Origin of the sequence: Pandoraea thiooxydans (assembly GCF_001931675.1) — a bacterium.
GTDB classification, from domain to species: Bacteria; Pseudomonadota; Gammaproteobacteria; order Burkholderiales; family Burkholderiaceae; genus Pandoraea; species Pandoraea thiooxydans.
Window position 1 is genome coordinate 1,561,481 of sequence record NZ_CP014839.1, and the last position, 21,049, is coordinate 1,582,529.

Genomic DNA, 21,049 nt, shown 5'->3' on the forward strand with positions numbered 1-21,049 from the left:
GAGCCCGGCTCCGGCTGGGCATGGGGATCCTAGCCTGGCCTGGGGGGATGTCGCCAATACAGCACATTCTAGTTTTATTTGGCAGTAATTGGAATCGGCTTGAACCCGGGGAGGGGAGACCCATCCGGCGTGCGTTTGTGGCAGTATGTAATGATGCCGAAGCGTGAGCTTGGCTTGCGCGGCGCGTAACGGTGCGCCTGGCTCTGATCGACTTGGAAAAAGGCAACGAGAATGAAAGCAGCCTGGTACACCGAAGCCGGCGATGCGCGCCGCGTGCTGGTGGTGGGGGAGCTCGAGACGCCGTCGCCGGGCCCCGGCGAAGTGCGCGTGAAAGTTGCCGTGTCCGGGGTGAATCCCTCGGACGTCAAGACGCGGCGCCGGCCGCTGGCGTTTCCCCGCGTGATACCGCACAGTGACGGGGCGGGCGTGATCGACGCCGTCGGTGCGGGAGTTGCGCCGTCGCGCCTGGGACAGCGTGTCTGGCTCTGGAACGGCCAGTGGCAGCGCCCGATGGGTACCGCTGCGCAGTATATCGTGGTGCCCGAGGCGCAGGCCGTATGGCTGCCCGAGCACATCGATTTGGCTGCCGGGGCCTGCCTCGGCATTCCGGTGCTGACCGCCTACCAGGCGGTACGCCTGCTTGGCGACGTTGCCGGCAAGACGATCCTCGTGACTGGCGCCGGTTCGTCGGTGGGCCACTATGTGACGCAGATCGCCACCCAGCAGGGAGCCCGCGTGATCGGCACCGCCGGCTCGGCAGCCCGGCTGGCCAATGCCACGGCGGCGGGCGCGAGCGCGGTGATCGACTATAAGCTGGAGCCGGTGGCCGCGCGCATCAAGGCGCTGACCGACGAACGCGGCGTCGATGCCGTGATCGACATGGATCTGTCGAGCACCGCCGCCTACGTGCGCGACGGTGCACTGGCGCCGCACGGCACGCTGGTTTGTTACGGCTCGAATCAGGCCGACGATGTCCCGTTGCCGTTTCGCATGTTGCTGTACCGCTCGATCGCGGTGCGCTTCTTCCTGATCTATGATCTGCTGCCGGCCGACCGCGAGGCAGTGCTGGCCGGCGTCAATGCACTGCTGGCGCACGACAGGCTCGTGCATCATATCGCCGCGCGCTTTGCACTCGACGATATTGCCGCGGCGCACGAGGCAGTCGAGGGCGGCAAGCTGGTCGGCAATATCGTCGTCGACCTTCCCTGAGCGGCGCCGCCGTCACACCGCACAGGTCTTGTTTTTCACAGTCATGAAAAAGGCCATTCCATGATCCACGAGCTGCGCATCTATCACTGCGCCCCGGGCCGTCTGCCCGCGCTGCATGACCGTTTCCAGAACGTTACCCTCAGGTTTTGGGAAAAGTACGGCATCAGGCCGGTTGCGTTCTGGACAACCGCCATCGGGCCGACCAATCAGGCGCTGACCTACCTGCTCGAGTGGGAGAGCCTGGCCGAGCGAGAGGCCAAATGGGACGCCTTTATCGCGGACCCGCAATGGCAGGCCAAGCGGGCCGAAAGCGAGGCACAGGCGATCATTGTCGAGCGTATCGAGAATCAGATTCTGGTGCCGACGGCATATTCCCCGTTGCGTTGAAGCGTTATCCCGCTCCTGGCCTGCGTTGAGCGGCGCAGGCTGTTCGTTTTGAAGGATGAGCCATGAGCGTCCGTATTATCCGACTCGGCACCCCGCGCGCGCCCGACGAGGGCCTGCGCATCGGCACCGTGCGGCGACCGCCGCGCGGCGTGCCGAAGGCCGAATTCAGCAAGCGCGATTATTACGACGTCTGGCTGCCGAACCTCTCACCCAGTCCCGAGCTGGTTGCCGAGGCCCAGGCCGCCGAAAGCGAGGCCGACTGGAATCGCTTCAAGCGAAAATTCCGTGCCGAGATGAATACCAGCGAGCACGGCAAGGTGCTCGACCTGCTGGCGGCCCTGTCGCATACCACGCATTTTTCGGTGGGCTGCTACTGCGTCGACGAAAGTCGCTGCCATCGCAGCGTTCTGCGCGAATTGCTGCAGGAGCGCGGTGCCGAGATCAAGTGAGCCCGGGCTGCGCGCCGGAGAAGAATCCGCGTGGCAGTCTGGCCGGAAAGTGAGCGGTTGTGGTGTCGTCGTGCCGGTGCGCAAGCCGCCGCGAACGGATATGCGCTCGCTCCAACGCATCGCAGTCGATGCACACGACCCTGCGGAATGCCTCGCTCATGGCCGTGGGGGTGCCCAGCCCGACGGCGCTGGCGATTTGCTCGAGGGCGAGCCCGGTGGTCATCATCTGCACCAGCGCAGCGAATACGCGCTGCCGCTCAACCACGGCTGCCAGATTGGTGCCGTCCTGCGCCAGCAGGCCATGGAGGGTGCCCTGCGGCAACTGGCAACGCCTGGCCAGCGTGTCGGCCCGCCACTGCGCATTGGGTGCGCGAAAAACCTGACGGCCCAGCGCTGCGGCCAATGACGTGCCTTCGGGGGCGGCCATGCATCCGGCGTGGTGATCGGTCTCGAAGGTGAGGATGGCTCTGGCGGCGATGCCCGCGCATGGTTTTGCCGCGAGCAGATAGTCCACAGGGGTGCCAGGCGGCAATTCGGCGTCCTGACCGGCATGAATGATCCGGCGGTTTGGCTGGCCAGTCAGCGTCAATGTGCCGGACAGCATCTGGATGCGCAGCGCATAGGGGATGTCGACGCCGCGCAGCTCCAGTTGATTCGTGGCGGTCAGCGGCACGCGCAGCGGGAAGGGCAGTGCCGCGCGCGTCCACAGCACGCCGATCGCCCGGCGAGCGCCGTTCATGGGCGTACGGCTGCCGCCGAGATGGCCCGGGCGCGATCGACGACCGGCTTGTCGACCAGCTTCCCATCGATGGCGATGGCGCCATGCGGGTCGGCAGCCACCGCCGCGAGCACGCGCTCGGCCCAGGCGCGCTCCTGATCGGAAGGCAGGAAGCCGCGTTGCACCAGCGCGACCTGCTTGGGGTGGATGCACAGCTTGGCGCCAAACCCGAAACGTCGTGCCCGCAGCACCTCCGCTTCGAGCGCAGCGGCGTCGTCGATGGCCAGCGCGACGCCGTCGACCGGCGCCGGCAGCCGTGCGTAGCGGGATTCGATCACCAACTGCGTGCGTATCGCGTCGAGCTCCCGATCGTCGCCGCCGATGCCGGCGTCGCCGCAAAAATCCACCGAGCCGAAGGCGACGCGCGTGAGGCCGGGCGTACCCGCGATCTCGCGCAGATGCACCAGGCCGGCCACGCTCTCGACCAGCGCGTGGAGTTCCTGCCCGGGGCGCAATCGGGCCCGCACGGCGCTCAACGCGGCGCGTTCCTCGCTCTTGGGCAGCATGATGCCGGCGACGGCTGGCAGGGCGGCGAGCGCCATATCGTCGGCGTGCCACGGCGTATTGACGCCGTTCACGCGCACCAGGATGCGCATATCGGGCCCGCCGCGAGCCTGCAGCCATTCGGCCAGGGCCGCGCGCGCCGTTCCCTTGGCGGCGGGCGCCACGGCGTCCTCGAGATCGAGAATGATTCGCTCGGCGCCGCTGTCCAGCGCCTTGGAGAAACGTTCCGGGCGTTCACCCGGCACAAACAGATAGCTATGGACGGACATGATCGGGCAAGTTGTTCAGACGGGGCGCCAGTCGCGCTGGAACTTCTCCGAGTAGCTGAAGCGCTCGGCGGGGTGTGTGCTGATCGCCACCTCCACGACTTCGCCGCGTCGATTGATATAGTGCCGGCAAATCCACAACGCCGCGGAGCGGGCCTTGACGTTGAGCTGCCGGGCTTGTGCGCCGGTGACGTTTACCGCGCGGATTTCCTGCTGCACTTCGGTGATCTGTTCGCCGAACTGGCGTTCGATCAGCGTGTAGATCGGCTCGTGCGTCGCGGAGCCGACGTTCTCGACGGTGCGAAATGCCGGGTGGATGTAAATCTCGCTCACGCAGATCGGGTAGCGGGACTCGCCCGAGCGCCGCAAGGCCTCGATGCGCAGCCACGTCTCGCCGGGAGTCGCGCGCAGCAGGCCGCACAGGCTTTCGTCGATCTCGATGGTTTGCCGGGAGACGATGTCGAGTTCGGTGTCGGCCGTGTATTGCTGCAGATCGCCGAGCTGCTGCATGACCTGCTGGTAGCCGCTGACCGCCTGCTGCGCCCGCACACGGGTGCCGACGCCGGCCTGGCGGTCGACCAGGCCCATCTGGACCAGCCGCTTGACGGCTTCGCGCACGGTAAAGCGACTGGCCCCGAACTGCTCGCACAGATCGTATTCGGTCGGCAGCAGATCGCCGATGCCGTATTTGCCCGCCTGAATCTCGTTGATCAGCGTCTGGGCCAGTTGCAAATAGCGAGGCTGTTGGTTGAGCAGTGTCGTCATGCGGATTTCAAAGGCGGCGATAGGAAGCGATTAAGGGCCTTATTATTGCACCACAGCTTTCTCGCGCAGCCAAGCAATGCGGGTATCGTCGTACCCGAGGTCGCGCAAAATCGCCTCGGTATGCTCGCCCATGCGCGGCGCGGCGCGCGTGGGCAACGCCTCGTCGATGCGCACCGGCGAGGCGACGCCGCGAATCGGGCCGTGTTCGGGATGCACAAAATCGAGCACCCGGTCCTGTTCGGCAACGAACGGGTTCCCCAGCGCCTGGGCCACGTCGTAGACCGGCGAGGCCGGCACCTTGCCGGCGAAGCGCGTCATCCAGGTGGCGGTGTCCTGCGTCATCAGCACGTCGTCGAGCTCGCGCCGCACCCGATTGCGATTGGCCAGCCGCGCCTTGTAATTGCATAGCTCGGGATCGTCGATCCATTCCGGTTTGCCCAGCACTTCGGCCAGCACGCCCCAGAACTTTTCCTTGTTGCACATCAGGAAGATCCAGCCGTCGCGCGTGCGATACAGCTCGCTGGGCGTGAGCGACGGGTGACTCGAGCGCGGCTCGCGCCGGGTGGTGTGTCCGCCATTGAGGTACCAGGTGGCGACGTAGGCGAGGTTATGCAGCGCGACATCGAACAGGCTCACATCGAGGTCACGCCCGCGTCCGGCGCTGCGTGCCTCGAGCACGCCGGCGAGCAGCGCCATCGCGGCGGTCGTGCCGGTCATCAGGTCGATAATCGACAGGCCGAAGCGCGCGGGCGGACCGTCCGGTTCGCCGGTCAGCGACAGATATCCCGCCTCGGCCTGCATCAGATAGTCATAGCCGGGCCACGCCTGGCGCGAACCAGTGCGGCCATAAGCGGACAGATGCACGCAAACCAGCGCCGGATTGGCGGCGGCCAGCGACGCGTAGTCGAGCCCGAGCTTGGCCGGCAGGTCGCCGCGCAGGTTGTCGAACAGCGCGTCGCTCTTGGCGACCAGTTGCTGCAGGATCTCACGCCCCTCGGCCGATTTCAGATCGAGCGTGAGGCTGCGCTTGTTGCGGTTGAACGCCTCGTAGAAGTGGCTGTCGCCCGGGCCGAAGTAGTGCGGGCCCACCGCGCGGCCGACGTCGCCGCCGTCCTTGGCATTTTCGATCTTGATGACGTCGGCGCCCAGGTCGGCCAGATGCTGCGTGGCGAATGGGCCGGCGCCGTATTGCTCGACCGCGACCACGCGCAGTCCGGAAAGTGGCAAACTCATACAGGATTCCTTGCGATCAGTTGCTTGGCGATGATGATGCGCTGCAGCTCGTTGGTCCCCTCGCCGATCACCAACAGAGGCGCATCGCGATACAGGCGCTCGATATCGAACTCCTTCGAATAGCCATAGGCGCCGTGAATGCGCATCGCTTCGATGCTGTTCTCCACGCCGGCCTCGGTCGCGAAATATTTCGCCATGCCGGCTTCCATGTCGCACCGCTCGCCGCGGTCGTAGGCCTGCGCGGCGGCATCCACCAGCAGGCGCGCCGCCTGCACGCGGGTGGCCATTTCGCCGAGCTTGAGCTGGATCGCCTGATGCTCGCAGATCGGCTTGCCGAACGTCTTGCGCATTTGCGAATACGCCACCGATGCGTCGAGGGCGGCTGCCGCGATGCCCAGACCGCGCGCCGCGACGTTGATGCGGCCGAGCTCCAGCCCGCCGAGGATTTGCTGAAGTCCGCGGCCTTCCTCGCCGCCGAGCAGGCGATCGGCCGGCACGCGGTAGTCGTCGAAGTTGAGCTCGCACGTATCGATGCCTTTGTAGCCGAGCTTCTCGAGCTTGCGGCTGACTTGAAAGCCGGGTCCTTTCTCGGCGATCAGCAGGCTCATGCCGCGATGGCGCGGCTCGGCCGCCGGGTCGGTCTTGACCAGCAGAATCAGGCAATTGCCGTGCAGGCTGTTGGTAATCCAGGTTTTCGCGCCGTTGACCACGTAATGATCGCCATCGCGCCGGGCCGCGGTGCGGATGGCCTGCAGGTCGGTGCCGCAGTCCGGCTCGGTCAGCCCGATGCCGCCGCGCAGCTCGCCGGTGGCAAAGCGCGGCAAATACGCCTGTTTTTGCGCCTCGGTGCCGAAGCGCTGCACCGCCATGGCCATGATCAGATGCGAGTTGATGATGCCGCTGACCGACATCCATACGGCAGACATGCGTTCGATGATGCGCGCATAGGTGCGCGTGTTCAGACCCAGGCCGCCATATTCCGGGGCGATCAGACAGCCGAACAGGCCCATCGTCTTCATGTGTTCGACGATTTCCTCCGGGTAGGTATCGCTGCTTTCCAGCGCGCGCACGTGAGGCGCAACCTCGGCCTTGAGGAAGCGGTCGAGCATGTCCAGAATGAGTTGCTCGTTATCGTCGGCGGCAGCGTCCGACGAAGGCGCATTGGGGGCAATCATGAAAAAGTCTCCTCGATCCAAAGGTCAAATGGGTTCGGCCAGCAGCGCGTGCAGCACGCCGGCGTCGAGCCGCTCGAGCGACAGCACCGTTTCGCGGATTTGCGCCGCGCGCGACTCGGGCAGGGCGCGCCTGGCATTGATAAAGTATTTCTCGCTGATATCGTGGTTGGTGAGCGGCCGGTCGGCGCTGCCGCGATTGATTGCCTCGCGGTGCGCAAGCTGGCGGCCGTCGGCCATTTCCAGGATGACCTCGCCGGTATAGTGACGCGGGAAAGTCGATTCCGGATCGACTTCATAATCGACCTTGCCGGCCAGCGCCAGCACGTCCGGGGCGCCCAACGCCGCCGGCTCGAGCTCGTCGAGCGTAAAGCGGCCCTTGAGCAAGCCGCAGGCGACGATGTAGGGAATGCTGAACTGAGCCTCGTAGCTGTTGGCGGGGCGACGCTTGTTGGCGACCGGCTCGCAGACGGTCTTGACCACCTGCTGCGGCATTTTCACGCGCACGCGTGCGATGCCGCCACCTCCGTTACCGCCGAGCTGGCGATGCAGCGCCACGGCGGCGTCGGCCGCGGCATGCGTGAAATGGCAGGCCGGAATCGGCTTGAGGGCGACTTCCTCGATTTGCCACTGCTGGCCGAGCCCCGCGGTCGCGAGCGACAAGTCGGCCTGCGCGCGCATCTCGCCGAGATAACTGGCATACAGACCGAAGCGTCCCTCGTATGGCGCCTGCGGCCCGATGAACCCCTGCTTGGCGAGCGCCGCGGCGGTCATGCCGGCGCCGGCGGCCCAGCCCGGATGGATACGCTTGGTCCATGCGCCGTCCTGCAAAAACTCGAGACTGCCGCTGGCCATCGACAGCGCAATGCCCTGGGCCATTGCGGTTTGCTGGGCGCTCAGTCCGTCCAGGCGAGCCGCGGCCACGGCGCAGCCAAACACACCGGCGACACCGGTCGGATGAAACCCGATCTGATGAAAACCGCCTTGCGCCACCGCGCCCACGCGAGTCGCCACTTCCATGCCCGCGATATACGCGGCCAGCATTTGCGCGCCGCTGGCGGCCACGCGCTCCGCGCCGCCGAAGGCACACGGAAAAATGCTGGCCGTGGCATGAATCACCCCGCGCGAATGCGTGTCGTCGAAATCCAGGCCATGCACCAGCACGCCGTTCATCAACATCGCGTCGCGCGGCTGCAGCAGCCGGCCGTGACCAATCACCGTCGCGGTCCCGCTGCCGAGCGACAGCATGGCCCGCAGCGAAACCTTTGCGAAATCGTAGTCATGCGAAGCATAGGCCAGGCCGATCGCATCGAGCAGCAGGTGCTTGGCGCGCTCGCGCACGGCCGCCGGTACCCGATCGAGTCGCAGACCCAGCGCGAAGTCGGCCAGTTGCGGCGCGATCGGCAACTGCGGCGTCGCTTCGGCGTTGGAGGGAGTTGCTGCTGCGTTCATGAAATATCTCCTTGGGTATTCAGGATGCCTGGCCGATCCCGGCCGGCGCGCCATCGAGTTCCGGGACGCTGATTTCCTCCAGCGATTGCTGGTTGGTCTCGACGCGCAGCGCCAGCAGGCCGACGATCAGCAAACCCAGCACACCGATCACCATCGACAGGACCCCCGTGAGGCCAAAGCGCTGGAACAGATAGACGGCCAAGTACGGGGTGCTCATCGACGCGGCGCGACCGCACACCCCGGCAAAACCGGTGCCGCGCAGGCGGTAGGCGGTAGGGAACAGTTCCGGGATATAGCCGAACAGACCAAGCGTGACGATCGTGAAGATCGATGTCACCAGGCAGAAGCCGATGATCGAGATGGCCGCCGGATCACGCATTTGCGGGTAGATATAACCGAGCACGATGCTGGCCAGCGAAAACACGATCAACCCTTTCTTGCGCCCGATCTTGTCGCCCAGCAGATAGCCGACCAACGCGCCGCCAGGCGCGCCAAACGCCATCAGCGTGGTAAAGCCCAACGATTGCACCACTGTCAACCCCTGTTTGACGAAGAACGTCGGCAGCCATGCGACGAAGCCGTAGACCGCCATGTTGACCGCCACGCAGGTCAGCGCAGCCACCAGCGTGCGGCCGATGACCGGGCGCGTGAAAAGCACGGATACGGGCACCTTGAGCGCCATGACCGGCTGTGTGGCAGCTGCGGCGGGCAGCGGGCCGTGGCGCTTTTCCACTTCAGTCTCGATGGCCGCGAGCGTGGCCTCGGCCTCGTCGAGACGGCCAACGGATTCAAGCCAGCGCGGCGACTCAGGCATGCGTTTGCGCATGATCCAGATGACGAGAGCGCCGCCGCCCGCAAGCGCGAACATCCATCGCCAACCCAGGTTGGGAATCACCAGGTAGCCGACGCTGGTGGCCAGCAGCAAGCCGGAATTGATGATCAGTCCCATGAGCGAAATCCAGCGGCCGCGGTAGGCGGGCGGCACGAACTCGCACAGAGTGCCGGCGGCGACGACCAATTCGGCTCCCAGGCCTAACCCCATCACGAAACGCAGTGCGATCACCGTCTGAATGTTCGGGGCGAAACAGGCCAGCAGCGATGCTATGCCGAATATGGCCAGGTTGGCCTGATACGAATAACGCCGGCCAAAGCGATCGCCAATGTAGCCGGCCAGCGCGGAGCCTACCAGCATGCCGAAAAATGTTGCCGAAATAAACGCCGCACCGCTTTGCAGCGTGGCGAACCCATGCTTGACCATGGCCGCGATCACGCCGCCGGCCAGATAGATGTCGAACGCGTCAAGCAAAGCGCCGCCGCTGATCAGGCCGAGAATTTTCCAGTGAAACCTGGAAATGGGAAGCCGGTCCAGGCGTGGTCCGGCGTTGACGCTATGAGCATGCATGTAATGTCTCCTGATTGAATTGAACGCCGCCTTTCTCACCGTAGCGGTCGATCGACTGCAGGTCGTGAATGACGGCCGCTATTGGTCGTCGTCCACGCCATGCCCGCGCTTGGGAATCAGTGCACTGCGGATGAATTCCATGATCTGCACGCCGTCTTGATTAAATGCGCGCGTATGCACCGTGACGATCCCCTGGGTTGGCCGCGAGCGGGATTCGCGCTTTTCCAGTACCTCGGATTCCGCATAGAGCGTGTCGCCGCAAAATACCGGTGCGCTCAGCTTGATCTCTTTCCAGCCCAGATTGGCGATCGCCTTGCCGCTCACGTCGTTGACCGTCATGCCCAGCACGATGGCCACGGTCAGGCCGCTGTTGACCAGCAGGCGCCCGAACTCGCTCTTGGCTGCGTAGGCCGCGTCGCAGTGCATCGGGTGGAAATTCATCGTCAGCAACGAGAAATGGATATTGTCGGCCTCGGTGATGGTGCGCCCCGGGCGGTGTTCGTAAATATCGCCGACGATGAAATCTTCTAGATAGCGCCCATAGCTGGCGCGAATGCGGCGCGTCTCGCCCGCGGCGGCAATTGCTTTTGCGTCCATGACTCCTCCAATAAATGTTTATTACTTTGTACGGACAAAGTATCGGCGATAAAAAAACGGAAGTCAAGTTGCCGCAATGAAAATTCGAAAGCCCGGGAATGGCTGGGTGGAAGCGGTTCACCGGGCCAGGCGAGCCTGCCGCAGGATTTCGCCCGCCTCCTTGAAGACATACAGTGCGATAGCGAAACCGACCAGCAGATCGACCCAATGCGCACCGGTCACGACGATGACGCCGCCGCAGACGAACACCGCGATATTGGCGAGCACGTCCGCGCGCGTGCAGAGATAGCTCGCGCTCAGGTGAACCCCGTCATGCCGGAATCGGGTCAGCTTCGTCAACACGTAGAGGTTGACGGCAAAGGAGACGACCGCGTAGGCCATCATCGCCGGCCCGACCGGTTGGCTGCCGGCATACCATCGCCAGAGAGCCTGCGCGGCGATGCCCGCGCCGAGCAGCAACAATACCAGGCCACTATATTGCGCGCTGTGGCGCTTGAACGCGGCGCCACGCGAGGCAGCCTGCAGCGCCAGTCCGTAGGCAATGGCATCGGTGAGCATGTCGAGCGCGTCGGCGAGAACGCCGGTCGACTGGGCCCAATAACCGAGCAGCGTGCCGATGACGAACATGGCGGCGTTCAGCGTCAGCGCCATGCGCAGCATTTTGCGTTGTGCGGCGCTTTCGATATGGGTGGGCGCGCAGTCACAGGTCATGCTGCAGCCTTGCGGATGGATGTGGCCGGGGCAAGCGTGGCATGGCATTGCACGTGGGGCATGGTGTGGGGCTCCGTCGAATCGCTGTCTCCATCCTAACGCTGTTCGCACGATCCTGTAAAAAGCTGCTTCGAGCGCGGGCTGGGTCGAGCGCCATGCTAAGCCATGCCTAAGTTTCGGCACTTAGACTGAAATCATCGTCGGTTGCGGGTGCGCCGCCACCGCCAATAATATTTGATTCGAAGTTCATCATGTCCCTGGTGGGAACGAGTGCGGCGACGTGCGCGGCAGGAAACTGTCCGACCATCGGAGCGCCGCTGCACCGCAGCGCCGGTGACCCCGCCACTTCGACCGGACCAACGCACCTGCAGGATGCACCATGGAACATCTCAACACGACACTCTTCCTATTGATCAATGCGGCATCGAATCGGCCGCCGGCATGGCTCGGGCAATTTTCGTATTTCTTCGCGCAGGACTTCATTTGGGTCGTCCCGCTCGGCCTGGTCATCGGCTGGCTGCGCGGGTCCACGCACACCAAGCAGGCGCTGGTCCTGGCGGCCTTGAGCGGTCTGGCCGGCCTGCTGGTCAATCAGTTGATCGGTATGGTGTGGGATCACCCGCGCCCGTTCGTGCTGGGGCTTGGGCACACCCTGATCGCTCATGCGCCTGATTCGTCCTTCCCGAGCGATCATCTGACGCTGATCTGGAGCGTGGCTTTCGCCTTTGTGCTGCAGCCGCGGTGGCGTCGGATCGGCACGCTCGCGCTGCTGGCCGGGTTGCCGATTGCGTGGGCGAGAATTTACGTCGGGGTGCATTTTCCCCTGGATATGGCTGGCTCGCTGGCGGTGGGGGTGCTCGCCGGGTCGTTGGCGCACGCGCTGCGCAACTCGCTGGGACTGAGCACTTACCAATGGATGGCGATGCTGTACCGCCAAGTTTGTGCTCCGTTCATTCGGCGCGGCTGGTTCGTCGCGTGACCGTTGCGAGCCCGTGTTATGACAAACTCTTTGCAATATCGTCTGATTTCGTGGCAAGCCGCATGTATCTTGCTGGTCGGCGCGATTGCGGGCTTTATTTCGTTTTTTTCGGCATTCCAGGAGGCCTACGAGTTTCAGGACGATCAACTGATTCAGGTTGCCGCGCTGATCGATTCGAAAATTCTGTCGATAGCCGAGCGCGGCGATTTGCCGGTCGTCGTCAAGGACAACGACTCGCGCTTTACGGTGCAGGTGCTGGGCCAGCCCGGCGAGCATGCCTTGCCGCTGCCGGCGAACATGGCCAATGGCTTTCAGACCGTCGATCTCGCGCGTCGCTCCTGGCGGTTCTATGTCAGATCACTTGAGGATGGCCGGCGCGTGGCGGTCGGGCAAAGCACCGAGGGGCGCGACGAAGTGGCGCGAGACAGCGGCATGCGCACAGCCATGCCGTTTCTGATCCTGCTGCCGTTACTCGTTACGCTGATCGTCGTCTCGGTGCGCAAGACCCTGGCGCCAGTCGAGCGCCTGTCGTCCGATATCGATGCGCGAGGCCAGGGCGATCTGAGTCCGCTCGATCTCGAAGACGCTCCGCAGGAGATCAAACCCTTTCTGCATTCGATCAACGGGCTGCTGACGCGCCTGACGCGGGCGCTGGCCGAGCAGCGGCGCTTCATTGCCGATGCGGCGCATGAGCTGCGCTCGCCGATCACCGCGTTGTTGCTGCAAACCGCCAATGTCGAACGTGCCGCGCTCGACCCCGAGGCGCGCCTGCGCGTGGCCAGCCTGAAAGCCGGGTTGCAGCGCACGCGCAACCTGCTCGAACAATTGCTTGCGATGGCCAGATCCCAGTCCAATCCGCAGGATCCGATCGAAAGCCTGTCGATCGCTAATGTGATGCGGCAGGCATTGCAAGAGTGTGAGGCATTGGCACAAGGCAAGGATGTCACGCTGGTGTTGCGCGACCAGGGCGGCCAGACGCAGCTGCGCGCGGCCCGCACGGATCTGCTCGCCATGCTGCGCAATCTGCTGGACAACGCGATTCGCTACTCGCCGCCGCACGGCAAGGTTGAAATCGGTTTGCAAGCCAGCGTCGGCGAGATCGAGGTAAGCATTACCGACAGCGGCCCCGGCATCGCCGAAGCAGACAAGGCACGGGTGTTCGATCCGTTCTTTCGTGTCGGCGGCAGCGATGATTTTGGCTCAGGCCTTGGGTTGGCGATCGTGCGCACGATTGTCGAGCGCCTGCACGGCCGGGTGGTGCTTGAAGACGTATTTGCCACGGCCCCGCGCGGCTTGCGGGTCCGACTCATTTTGCCGCGCGACCATGGCTAACGACAGTCTGTCTTGCCAGGGGTTATTGGCATGCGCGGCGTGGCCCGTGTCGCCGACATGAAGCGAAACTAATCGTATGGTGAAATCTCATGAGAAAAAGCCTTGCCTTGATGATGTTGATGCTCTCCAGCTTTGCGTTGGGCGAGAGCCGCTCCGCAAGCGCCACACAGACAGTCGTGTCGCACAACGAAACGATGGCGCCGCGCGCGGTTGCCGTGACGGCCATGGAGCGGCGCGCCGAACTGCGAGCGCAACGCCAGGCAGGACGGTATTACGCGCAGGCACATGGCGCGTTGCTGAAAACACTTGCCTTATACGTGCAGGGGTTGACCACCGAGGAGCAGTTGATGCAGGCCGAGGGGGCGCTTGCCGATGCCGAACGGACATGTGCGGCACAAGGCGATGGCCGCCGGAGTCTAGATCGCCGATTCGACGCTGCGCGCTATCTCTTATAGAATCAAGCCATCGAACGATCACCGATACCGGCCAGGACATACACGGCAAGGCGAGCGGCTCCGGCCCACACAGCGCATCGCAGCCTCATGCGAGTGTAAAGCCGCGGTCATGCCGATAACCATTTGATAGGGAGCCCCAGCGCGAGAATATGGCCTATTTTTCGATGATGCTGCAACTGATGGCGCAGCGTATGCGGCGCTCGGCAACGTGGATGTTTGCGCAGGAACTGCTCGATAAACCGCGTGCGGTCGGCGCGGTGTGGCCCAGCTCGCAGGCGCTGGCACGCCGCATGGCTGCCCAGGTGCCGGTCGACGGAACCGGTTGGGTAGTCGAGTTGGGCGGCGGCACCGGCGCGATTACCGAGGCGATTCTCGCGCGCGGCGTCTTGCCCGAACGGTTGCTGGTCGTCGAGCGCTCGGGCGTATTCGTGCGTCATCTGCGCCAGCGCTTTCCTGCCGTGCGCGTGCTGCAGGGCGACGCTGCGAAACTGGCGCAGCTGTTGCCGGCGGGGGCGAGAGTCGATGCCATCGTATCGAGTTTGCCGCTACGCTCGCTGCCTGCGCCGGAGGCCGGAGAAATTCTGGCGCAATGGGTTCGCGTCTGCGCCACGGGCGGTATCGTGATTCAGTTCACCTACGATCTGCCCGGTTTGCGCCGGCATCAGCCGCCCGGATTCAGACCATGCGCGAGCAGCATCGTCTGGCACAATCTGCCGCCGGCGCGCGTGCTTACCTTCGCGCGCAGCGAAGCCCGATCGAACCGATGACGCTGCGGGGCGCCTGCGCCAGCGTTCTCAGGCGTGCGCAACGCGCTGCGTGACCGGCGCCGCCGAGCAGTCGATGATGCGCCGTCAGGCGGCCGGTCAAACGGGCAACTCCGTAGCGCCGCGTGCCAACACTACCCAATCTCGTCAAACCTTGCCGGGCCGCCCCGTTTTCACTTTGGCAAGCGCCTGCACTTCGATCAGCAGGCGCTTGAGCGGCATGACCTCCAGCGCCGCGAGGCCGGCGCGCAGCAGTTCGCTTTTCTTGACATGAACGCCTTCGGCCAGACATTTCTTTTTCAACCGGGCCAGTTTGGCGTGGTCGTACTCAGGCATCGTGAAGCTGTCGCGAATGACCTTTACCTTGACCTTCTTCGGTGCCTTCTCGTCTTTTGCCGGTGCGGCGGTGAGCGCCGCGCTGGCAGTGCTCTTTAGCGTGCTCCCGGTAGGCTTGCTCGCCTGCGCCGTTTTTTTATCGGCCACGACGCCGCTCGGAACAGGACGGCCCGTAGACTTGGCGGCAGGTTTAGCGGCAGGTTTAGCAGCAGGTTTAGCGGCGGGTTTAGCAGCAGGTTTAGCGGCAGGTTTAGCGGCAGGTTTAGCGGCAGGTTTGCTGCGAGCGCTGACGGGCGTTTTGCGTGTGATTGCCATCGATCTCTCTCAATTTTTATTAAACAGTATATACAGTATATATAGTTTTAGGTGGATCGACAGAAAATCTCGGCGGCCAGGCGGCAGCGTCATTCGACGTGCGGCTTGCTCAGGCCGCGCGGCGCAATGTGAAGTTGATGCGGCGAGCGCCGAGCAATGGATGCAAGCCATCCTCGATCGGCAGCACGCCGTGATAACGCAAACGGTCCGGGCCGCCCCATACGACGACGTCGCCATGCACGAGCGGCACGCGCGCCGGGCGCCCGCTTCGCGTGAGCCCGCCGAACTGGAAAATGGCTGGCAATCCGAGCGACACGGAAACGACCGGGGCGAACAGATCCTGCTCGTTCCGGTCCTGATGCAGCGACATGCGCGAGCCGGGCTCATAACAATTGATCAGGCAGGCGTCCTGGGTGAAGTCGTCGAAGCCGGCACGCGCGGCGGCTTCCCGCGCCAGGTGAAGGAATGACGGCGGCATTGGCGGCCAGGGCTGGCCGGTGGCGGGATCATGCGCGGTATAGCGGTAACCGTGCCGGTCCGTGACCCAACCCAACGCCCCGCAGTTGGTCAGTTGCACCGACATCTCGAAGCCCCCGGGCGTCACCATATGCCGGAAGGGCGCCACACGCTGGATCGCGTCCAGCGCGGGCAGCAGCTCGGGCACATAGGGCAACGCCAGACCCGGCAGCACGAACGCGTGCGAGCCGAGCGCGAGCGGAGTGTCCGAATCGAAAAGGGTGCCTTGCGGGAGGGACATACGTTGCATGCGCGTGAATTTACATCGATGTCCACTACTTTAGCCGACAATGGCGCTGCCCGCACTCGGCGGCTTGCACTCGAATCGCGAGGTTGGGCGCGCTGTCGGGTGCGCAGTACCCCGGGGCTAAACGACGCTGCGATGCGCAGTGCTAACATGGGCGGCGCTTCATGGCGACGATCGGTTGCATCGCGAGGACAGCATGACGCTACAACAATTGGAGACATTCTTCTGGACCGTCAATCTCGGCAGTTTCTCGGCCGCGGCCGAGCGCCTGTATGCGACGCAGTCCACGGTTTCGATGCGTATTCGGGAACTGGAAAACAGCCTGGGCGTCGAGCTGTTCGATCGCACGCAGCGCAAGGCTCGACTCACCCCAAAAGGCCGCGAGCTGATGGAATACGCGACCCGCATGCTGGATCTATCCACCGAGCTCGAGCACCGTATCGCCGCGCGCGCATCGGTTGTCGGGTCGGTGCGTTTTGGCGTGGCCGAGGTGATCTCCACCACCTGGCTGCCGCAATTGATCAAACTCATCGCGCAGCGTTATCCGCACGTGCGCCTGGAGATCGAAGAGGCCCTGACCGGCGACTTGATGGACGATCTGGCCAAAGGCGAATTGGAACTGGTACTTGCGCCGGGTTATACGCGACAACAGAATGCCTCGACACTGTCGCTGGGCAAGGTGCCATTCGTCTGGATGGCAAGTCCCGATCTGGGGCTCGAGCGGCGCGTCTATCGGCCTTCGCAACTGGCCGCATGGCCTGTCATCGGCCTGAAGCCGGAGTCTTTTCATTACTCGGCGATCGAGGAGTGGTTTCGGCGCGATCACGCGCGCTGCCAGTATCTGGCGCGTTGCAAAAGCGTCGCGGTCGCAGCCTCGATGACGATCGCGGGCATGGGGGTGTCCTACCTGCCGATCCGCGGCTACGAGGCGGACATTGCCCAGGGCCGGCTGGCTGTGATCGACGTCGAAGACCCCTTTGATCCGGTGGAGTTCATCGCTGCTTTCCCGCAGGGGCACGCGTATTCGCTGGCGCGCAGCGTCGCCGAACTGGCCAGGGAGGTCAGCGACTTCGAAAAGTGACAGGGCGGTCGGCATCGCACGTCTGAGGTCAGGCACGGCCGCATTGGCGGGCCCGACCGGACTGTTCAAAAAAATTGATGGGAAAAGCCCGGAAAATATCGTTTGAATTTGTGTCTGCGTTAACCGAGTATCTCTTCAAAGGAAAACAAAAGCGGGCGCATCGCCAAGCGGGTAATGTCACGCGGCGATGACGGCACCGCTCCCCTTTCTGGAGGACGGAGATGTCGACAACGGAGACGGCGAGCCCGATGCGCGAGCAATCGGCGCAGCACGGCAATGCAAAGTTGAGCGTCATGCTCAGGGCAGTGGCCTACTTGGCCGAAGACATTTGCAGTTTCGAGTTTGTCTGCCCGCAGGGCCGACCTTTGCCCGCGTTCTCGGCGGGCGCCCATATCGATGTTCATTTGCCCGGCGGCATCATCCGCCAGTACTCGTTGTGCAACGATCCCGCCGAGCGCCACCGCTATGTCGTGGCCGTGCTGCGCGACCCGCGTGGGCGCGGCGGCTCGCTGGCGATGCACGAGCAACTGCATCCGGGCGCGATGGTCACGATTTCAGTGCCGCGCAATCACTTTCCGCTGGCAGCGAACGCCTTGAGTTATGTATTCCTCGCTGGCGGCATCGGCATTACACCCATCATGTCGATGGTTGCCCAGGCGCGCGCGGCTGGCAAGCCATTCCATTTGTATTACTGCACGCGCACGCCGCAACGCACGGCTTTCCTGCGCAAACTGCGGCCCTTGATCGAGGCCGGCGTCGCGCTCGTGCATCACGACTACGGCGACGTCGCCAATAGCCTCGACCTGAGGCACGTGCTGCGCGATTACCCTGCCGGCGCGCACCTCTATTACTGCGGACCCGTCGGCTTTCTCGATGCCGTCGAGCATGCGGCGTCGGGATGGCCGGCGCAGGCCGTCCATTGCGAGCGGTTCAGCGCGCCGGCTTCCTCGGGCGCGTCGGACGATCCCGAGGCCGACGCACCGTTCGAAATCGAACTGGCGAAGAGCGGCAAGCGGCTGACCGTCGCGGCGGGACAGACGATTGTCGATGCGCTGGTCGCCAACGGCGTGGAGGTCGACGTGTCCTGCCGCCAGGGGTATTGCGGCACCTGCATGACGCGCTATCTGGCTGGTCAGCCCCTGCACCGGGACTCCGTGCTCGACGACGAAGACCGCGAGGACTTCGTCATGATTTGCTGCAGCCGGGCGCGCGGCCGATCTCTCGTTCTGGATCTCTGAAACTCGCATAACGATCGTGCGGCCGGGCATCGTGGTTCGCGCCGATCGATCATCGACGCTCTGTAATTTTCATTTCGTATTAGTACAGCTAACTAAATTTCGTAAGAGATTTACTGGAGGTGAGACTCATGAGTGCATTTGAATACGTGTCGAATTGCTGGTACCCGCTGGGATTTTCGGCAGAATTTCCGGTGGACGAACTGCAGGGCCACAAAATTGCCAACCGGCCGATCGTCGTGTGGCGCTCGGAGCAGGGCGAGGTGGTGGCATTCGATGATCGCTGCTGCCACAAGCGATTCCCGTTGTCGGAGAGCAAACTTCTCGACAGCGGCCATCTGGAGTGTGCTTACCATGGACTGTGCTACGACACCAGCGGGCAGTGCGTGGCGATCCCGTCGCAGCCGGACAAGGCGATCCCACCGCAGGCCCGGCTCCGGACCGTGCCGGTCGTCGAGCAGGACGGCGTGGTTTGGGTGTGGCCCGGCGACGCCGCGCAGGCCGCGGGCAAGCGGCCGCCGCGCACTCCGGAAGTGGTCGATCCCGGCAAGGTCGCGGTGGGATCGCCCGGACCCTTGCGGGTGCCGGCCAATTACTTGCTGCTGATCGAAAACCTGCTGGATATCAGTCACTTCTATCCGTTGCACGACGGCAATATCGGCGACAAGGAAAACAGCCTGATTCCGGTCGAACTCGAAGAAGGGGAGTCGGAGGGGTATCAATACGTGAAGACCATTCGGCGCGTCGAGCATTATCGGCAGCCCCCATATCTGCGCGAATGGTTTCTGTACGACGAAGTCGAGCGGCTGCATACGCACTGCATGGTCAGCCCGGGCCTGACGCGGGTCGAGATGCATGTGGCGCCACCGGGACAGCTCGACACCGATGCCGTGCGGGGGTACACGTTGCTGCACCTGCATTTCCCGGTAGACGAGCGCAATCTTGTGTGGCGCTGGTCGGTGTCGTGCAAAAAGGGGCACACGCCATTGAGCGATCCGACGATTCCCACCGCCCATAAAGTGGCCGAAATGTTTCCGTCGGTCGTCGCGCAGGACCAATGGGCGCTCGAGCGGCAGCAGAAGATGTTCGAATATCCCGATGACGGCTACGCCGAGCTGTTCCTCAAGTCAGACAAGGCGCTGCGCCGTGCCCGCCAGATTTTGATGACCATGCAGCGCCAGGAGCGGCTGCCAAAGGCGGGCGACGACAAGCCTTCCGAACACACCATCGCGCTGGTGGCGCAAGGAGGTGGCGTGGCGACGGCCTGACGCATCGTTTCCGAGCGACGCCCCCAAGCCGCGGTCTGCCGCGGCTCACGTTGCACGCATCAGACCGGCCGTCGCCCTCAAGCCAGCTTTACCGATAAATATAAGACATGCGGTTCATCCCAGGAGATACATTGTGGAAACTCGAGCTATCGAAACCCCGAGCGTCGAACCCGTGAGCGAAAGCTCACGTAAAACGCTGATGCAGCGCTGCGTGTATACGTGTGTTTATCTCTTCGAACGGATCATGCCGGATCCTTTCGTGATCGTGATTCTGCTGACGGCGGTGACCGCGCTGTGCGCGTTCTTTCTGGCGCCTCACGGAACGCCCTCGGTGATTCTCACCGGTTGGTACAAGGGGATTGTCGGCATCTTCACGTTCGCATTCCAGATGGTGCTGATTCTGGTGACCGGGTACGCCCTGGCCAACGCGAATGTGGTGCAGACCGGTCTGCGCCGCGTGGCGCTGCTGGCGAGCGGACCCGGCTCGGCGGTGGCCATCGTGTTCGCCGTTGGCGCCGGAGCGACGTTTCTGAACTGGGGGTTCGGGCTGGTGGTCGGCGCGATGATGGCCAAGGAGGTTGCCAAGCGTGTGCGCGTCGACTTCGCCTGGTTGGTGGCGGCCAGTTATACGTCCTGGGTATTGTGGGCGTTCACCGGTATGTCGAGTTCGATCGCTCTGTCGATCGCTTCGCCGGGCAGTCCGCTCAACCTGATCGAAAAACAGATTCACTCGGTCGTGCCGCTGTCGCAAACCGTGTTTGCCTCCTGGATCCTGTTGCCCGGGTTACTGGCCACCGTGCTTCTGCCGGCGCTGTTCATGTTGATCCGAGCCGCGCCCGGCGACGTCATTGCAGCCGATCCGCAGGCGCTGGCTGAACAGGATGCGCACAGCGACGGTGGCGTCAAGCGCAAGTCCATCGCCGGGCGACTCGAGGGATCGCGTATTTGCGCGATGGTGTTCGTGGTGGCCGGCGTTGCCTATCTCGCCCAGGAGTGGAGCCAGCACGGCGTCAGCCTCGACATCAACACGGTGATCTTTATCTTCCTGCTGACCGGACTTGCCCTGCACGGCAGCGCGCGAGCGTATGTCGACGCGATTTCCAAGGCAGCGCGGGTCACCGGTCCGATGCTGCTGCAGTATCCGTTCTATGGCGGGATCATGGGCATCATGTCGGCCACCGGACTGGCGCAAGTGGCTTCCTCCGCCTTCATCCATTTTGCCTCGGGCCACACGTTGCCGTTCTGGAGCTATATCGGCTCGCTGTTCATCACGCTGCTGATTCCCAGCGGCGGCGGGCATTGGGCCGTGCAGGGGCCGTTCACGATTCCGGCGGCCGTGCAATTGGGCGCGTCCCTGCCGGGCACCGCCATGGGTATTGCCACGGGCGAACTGGCCGCCAGCCTGCTGCAACCGTTCTGGGCGATTCCGGTCGTGGCGATCGCGGGCGTCGGCGTGCAGCGCGTGATTGGCTTCACCTTCGTGAGTTTTCTTGCCTGCGGAAGCTTCTTTGGGCTGGTTTATCTGGTGCTGGTGCCGCTGCTCCACTGAGAGCCGGGAGGACATGCGAGATGACATCGGATCGACGCAAACATTGA

Annotated in this window: 22 protein-coding genes; 11 read left to right on the top strand and 11 right to left on the bottom strand. The window is 63.8% G+C overall.

All coding sequences use genetic code 11. From position 1 onward, the window contains the following. Positions 1 to 231 precede the first annotated feature (231 nt). The 3 genes from PATSB16_RS07125 to PATSB16_RS07135 all read left to right on the top strand — a co-directional run bounded on the left by PATSB16_RS07125 (position 232) and on the right by PATSB16_RS07135 (position 2,045). Positions 232 to 1,209, top strand: a complete 978-nt coding sequence (locus PATSB16_RS07125; RefSeq protein ID WP_047213421.1) for an NADPH:quinone reductase — start codon at positions 232 to 234, stop codon at positions 1,207 to 1,209. A gap of 60 nt (positions 1,210 to 1,269) precedes the next feature. Next, the gene (locus PATSB16_RS07130) at positions 1,270 to 1,596 is read left to right on the top strand and encodes an NIPSNAP family protein (protein WP_047213422.1); all 327 of its coding nucleotides are present in this window, start codon (positions 1,270 to 1,272) and stop codon (positions 1,594 to 1,596) included. A 62-nt stretch (positions 1,597 to 1,658) separates the two neighbouring features. Next, on the top strand, positions 1,659 to 2,045 hold the full coding sequence (locus PATSB16_RS07135) for a DUF488 domain-containing protein (RefSeq protein ID WP_047213424.1): 387 nt from the start codon (positions 1,659 to 1,661) through the stop codon (positions 2,043 to 2,045). Here the strand turns inward: PATSB16_RS07135 and PATSB16_RS07140 are convergent. The 9 genes from PATSB16_RS07140 to PATSB16_RS07180 form a co-directional block, all read right to left on the bottom strand. Beyond that, positions 2,038 to 2,784, bottom strand: a complete 747-nt coding sequence (locus PATSB16_RS07140) for a helix-turn-helix domain-containing protein (RefSeq protein WP_047213425.1) — start codon at positions 2,782 to 2,784, stop codon at positions 2,038 to 2,040. The genes PATSB16_RS07135 and PATSB16_RS07140 overlap by 8 nt on opposite strands. Beyond that, entirely contained in the window at positions 2,781 to 3,596 is an 816-nt protein-coding gene (locus tag PATSB16_RS07145; RefSeq protein WP_047213426.1) for an HpcH/HpaI aldolase/citrate lyase family protein, read from the bottom strand. Before PATSB16_RS07145 ends, PATSB16_RS07140 begins: the two co-directional genes overlap by 4 nt. Before the next feature lie 15 nt (positions 3,597 to 3,611). Further along, complete coding sequence (locus tag PATSB16_RS07150) at positions 3,612 to 4,358, bottom strand: GntR family transcriptional regulator (RefSeq protein ID WP_047213427.1); 747 nt, start codon at positions 4,356 to 4,358, stop codon at positions 3,612 to 3,614. Between the two features lie 42 nt (positions 4,359 to 4,400). Continuing rightward, positions 4,401 to 5,591: a CaiB/BaiF CoA transferase family protein gene (locus PATSB16_RS07155; RefSeq protein WP_047213429.1), complete on the bottom strand. Its 1,191-nt coding sequence runs from the start codon at positions 5,589 to 5,591 to the stop codon at positions 4,401 to 4,403. Next, complete coding sequence (locus PATSB16_RS07160) at positions 5,588 to 6,766, bottom strand: acyl-CoA dehydrogenase family protein (protein ID WP_047213430.1); 1,179 nt, start codon at positions 6,764 to 6,766, stop codon at positions 5,588 to 5,590. The genes PATSB16_RS07155 and PATSB16_RS07160 overlap by 4 nt, the downstream gene beginning before the upstream one ends. Positions 6,767 to 6,790: 24 nt before the next feature. After that, on the bottom strand, positions 6,791 to 8,215 hold the full coding sequence (locus PATSB16_RS07165; protein ID WP_047213431.1) for an MmgE/PrpD family protein: 1,425 nt from the start codon (positions 8,213 to 8,215) through the stop codon (positions 6,791 to 6,793). A gap of 19 nt (positions 8,216 to 8,234) precedes the next feature. After that, positions 8,235 to 9,617, bottom strand: a complete 1,383-nt coding sequence (locus PATSB16_RS07170; protein WP_047213433.1) for an MFS transporter — start codon at positions 9,615 to 9,617, stop codon at positions 8,235 to 8,237. Between the two features lie 78 nt (positions 9,618 to 9,695). Beyond that, positions 9,696 to 10,214 carry a MaoC family dehydratase gene (locus tag PATSB16_RS07175; protein WP_047213434.1) on the bottom strand — a complete coding sequence of 173 codons (519 nt, stop codon included), beginning with the start codon at positions 10,212 to 10,214 and terminating at the stop codon, positions 9,696 to 9,698. A gap of 117 nt (positions 10,215 to 10,331) precedes the next feature. After that, positions 10,332 to 10,925, bottom strand: coding sequence for a cation efflux transmembrane domain-containing protein (locus PATSB16_RS07180; protein ID WP_047213436.1), 594 nt, complete (start codon positions 10,923 to 10,925; stop codon positions 10,332 to 10,334). A 379-nt stretch (positions 10,926 to 11,304) separates the two neighbouring features. Here PATSB16_RS07180 and PATSB16_RS07185 point away from each other — a divergent pair, with 379 nt between their 5' ends. From PATSB16_RS07185 to PATSB16_RS07200, 4 genes are all read left to right on the top strand, one after another. Beyond that, positions 11,305 to 11,904, top strand: a complete 600-nt coding sequence (locus PATSB16_RS07185; protein ID WP_047213438.1) for an undecaprenyl-diphosphatase — start codon at positions 11,305 to 11,307, stop codon at positions 11,902 to 11,904. Between the two features lie 18 nt (positions 11,905 to 11,922). Next, complete coding sequence (locus tag PATSB16_RS07190; RefSeq protein ID WP_047213439.1) at positions 11,923 to 13,236, top strand: ATP-binding protein; 1,314 nt, start codon at positions 11,923 to 11,925, stop codon at positions 13,234 to 13,236. 89 nt (positions 13,237 to 13,325) lie between these two features. Further along, positions 13,326 to 13,691, top strand: coding sequence for a hypothetical protein (locus PATSB16_RS07195; protein ID WP_047213441.1), 366 nt, complete (start codon positions 13,326 to 13,328; stop codon positions 13,689 to 13,691). Between the two features lie 179 nt (positions 13,692 to 13,870). Then, the gene (locus PATSB16_RS07200; protein WP_206093691.1) at positions 13,871 to 14,458 is read left to right on the top strand and encodes a class I SAM-dependent methyltransferase; all 588 of its coding nucleotides are present in this window, start codon (positions 13,871 to 13,873) and stop codon (positions 14,456 to 14,458) included. Between the two features lie 144 nt (positions 14,459 to 14,602). Here the strand turns inward: PATSB16_RS07200 and PATSB16_RS07205 are convergent, their stop codons facing one another. Both PATSB16_RS07205 and alkB read right to left on the bottom strand, forming a co-directional pair. Next, the gene (locus PATSB16_RS07205; protein ID WP_047213443.1) at positions 14,603 to 15,106 is read right to left on the bottom strand and encodes a hypothetical protein; all 504 of its coding nucleotides are present in this window, start codon (positions 15,104 to 15,106) and stop codon (positions 14,603 to 14,605) included. Positions 15,107 to 15,215: 109 nt separating this feature from the next. Further along, on the bottom strand, positions 15,216 to 15,863 hold the full coding sequence (gene alkB / locus PATSB16_RS07215; RefSeq protein ID WP_083566714.1) for a DNA oxidative demethylase AlkB: 648 nt from the start codon (positions 15,861 to 15,863) through the stop codon (positions 15,216 to 15,218). 202 nt (positions 15,864 to 16,065) lie between these two features. Between alkB and PATSB16_RS07220 the strand changes: the two genes are divergently transcribed. From PATSB16_RS07220 to PATSB16_RS07235, 4 genes are all read left to right on the top strand, one after another. Continuing rightward, positions 16,066 to 16,950, top strand: a complete 885-nt coding sequence (locus PATSB16_RS07220) for a LysR family transcriptional regulator (protein ID WP_156884633.1) — start codon at positions 16,066 to 16,068, stop codon at positions 16,948 to 16,950. 221 nt (positions 16,951 to 17,171) lie between these two features. Continuing rightward, a complete protein-coding gene (locus PATSB16_RS07225) occupies positions 17,172 to 18,188 on the top strand; it encodes a PDR/VanB family oxidoreductase (RefSeq protein ID WP_237170316.1) in 1,017 nt (338 codons plus the stop codon). 128 nt (positions 18,189 to 18,316) lie between these two features. Continuing rightward, positions 18,317 to 19,453 (top strand): Rieske 2Fe-2S domain-containing protein, encoded by a 1,137-nt coding sequence (locus PATSB16_RS07230; protein WP_083566716.1) that lies wholly within the window; start codon positions 18,317 to 18,319, stop codon positions 19,451 to 19,453. Between the two features lie 199 nt (positions 19,454 to 19,652). Further along, on the top strand, positions 19,653 to 21,002 hold the full coding sequence (locus PATSB16_RS07235) for a TIGR00366 family protein (protein WP_047216353.1): 1,350 nt from the start codon (positions 19,653 to 19,655) through the stop codon (positions 21,000 to 21,002). Positions 21,003 to 21,049 lie beyond the last annotated feature (47 nt).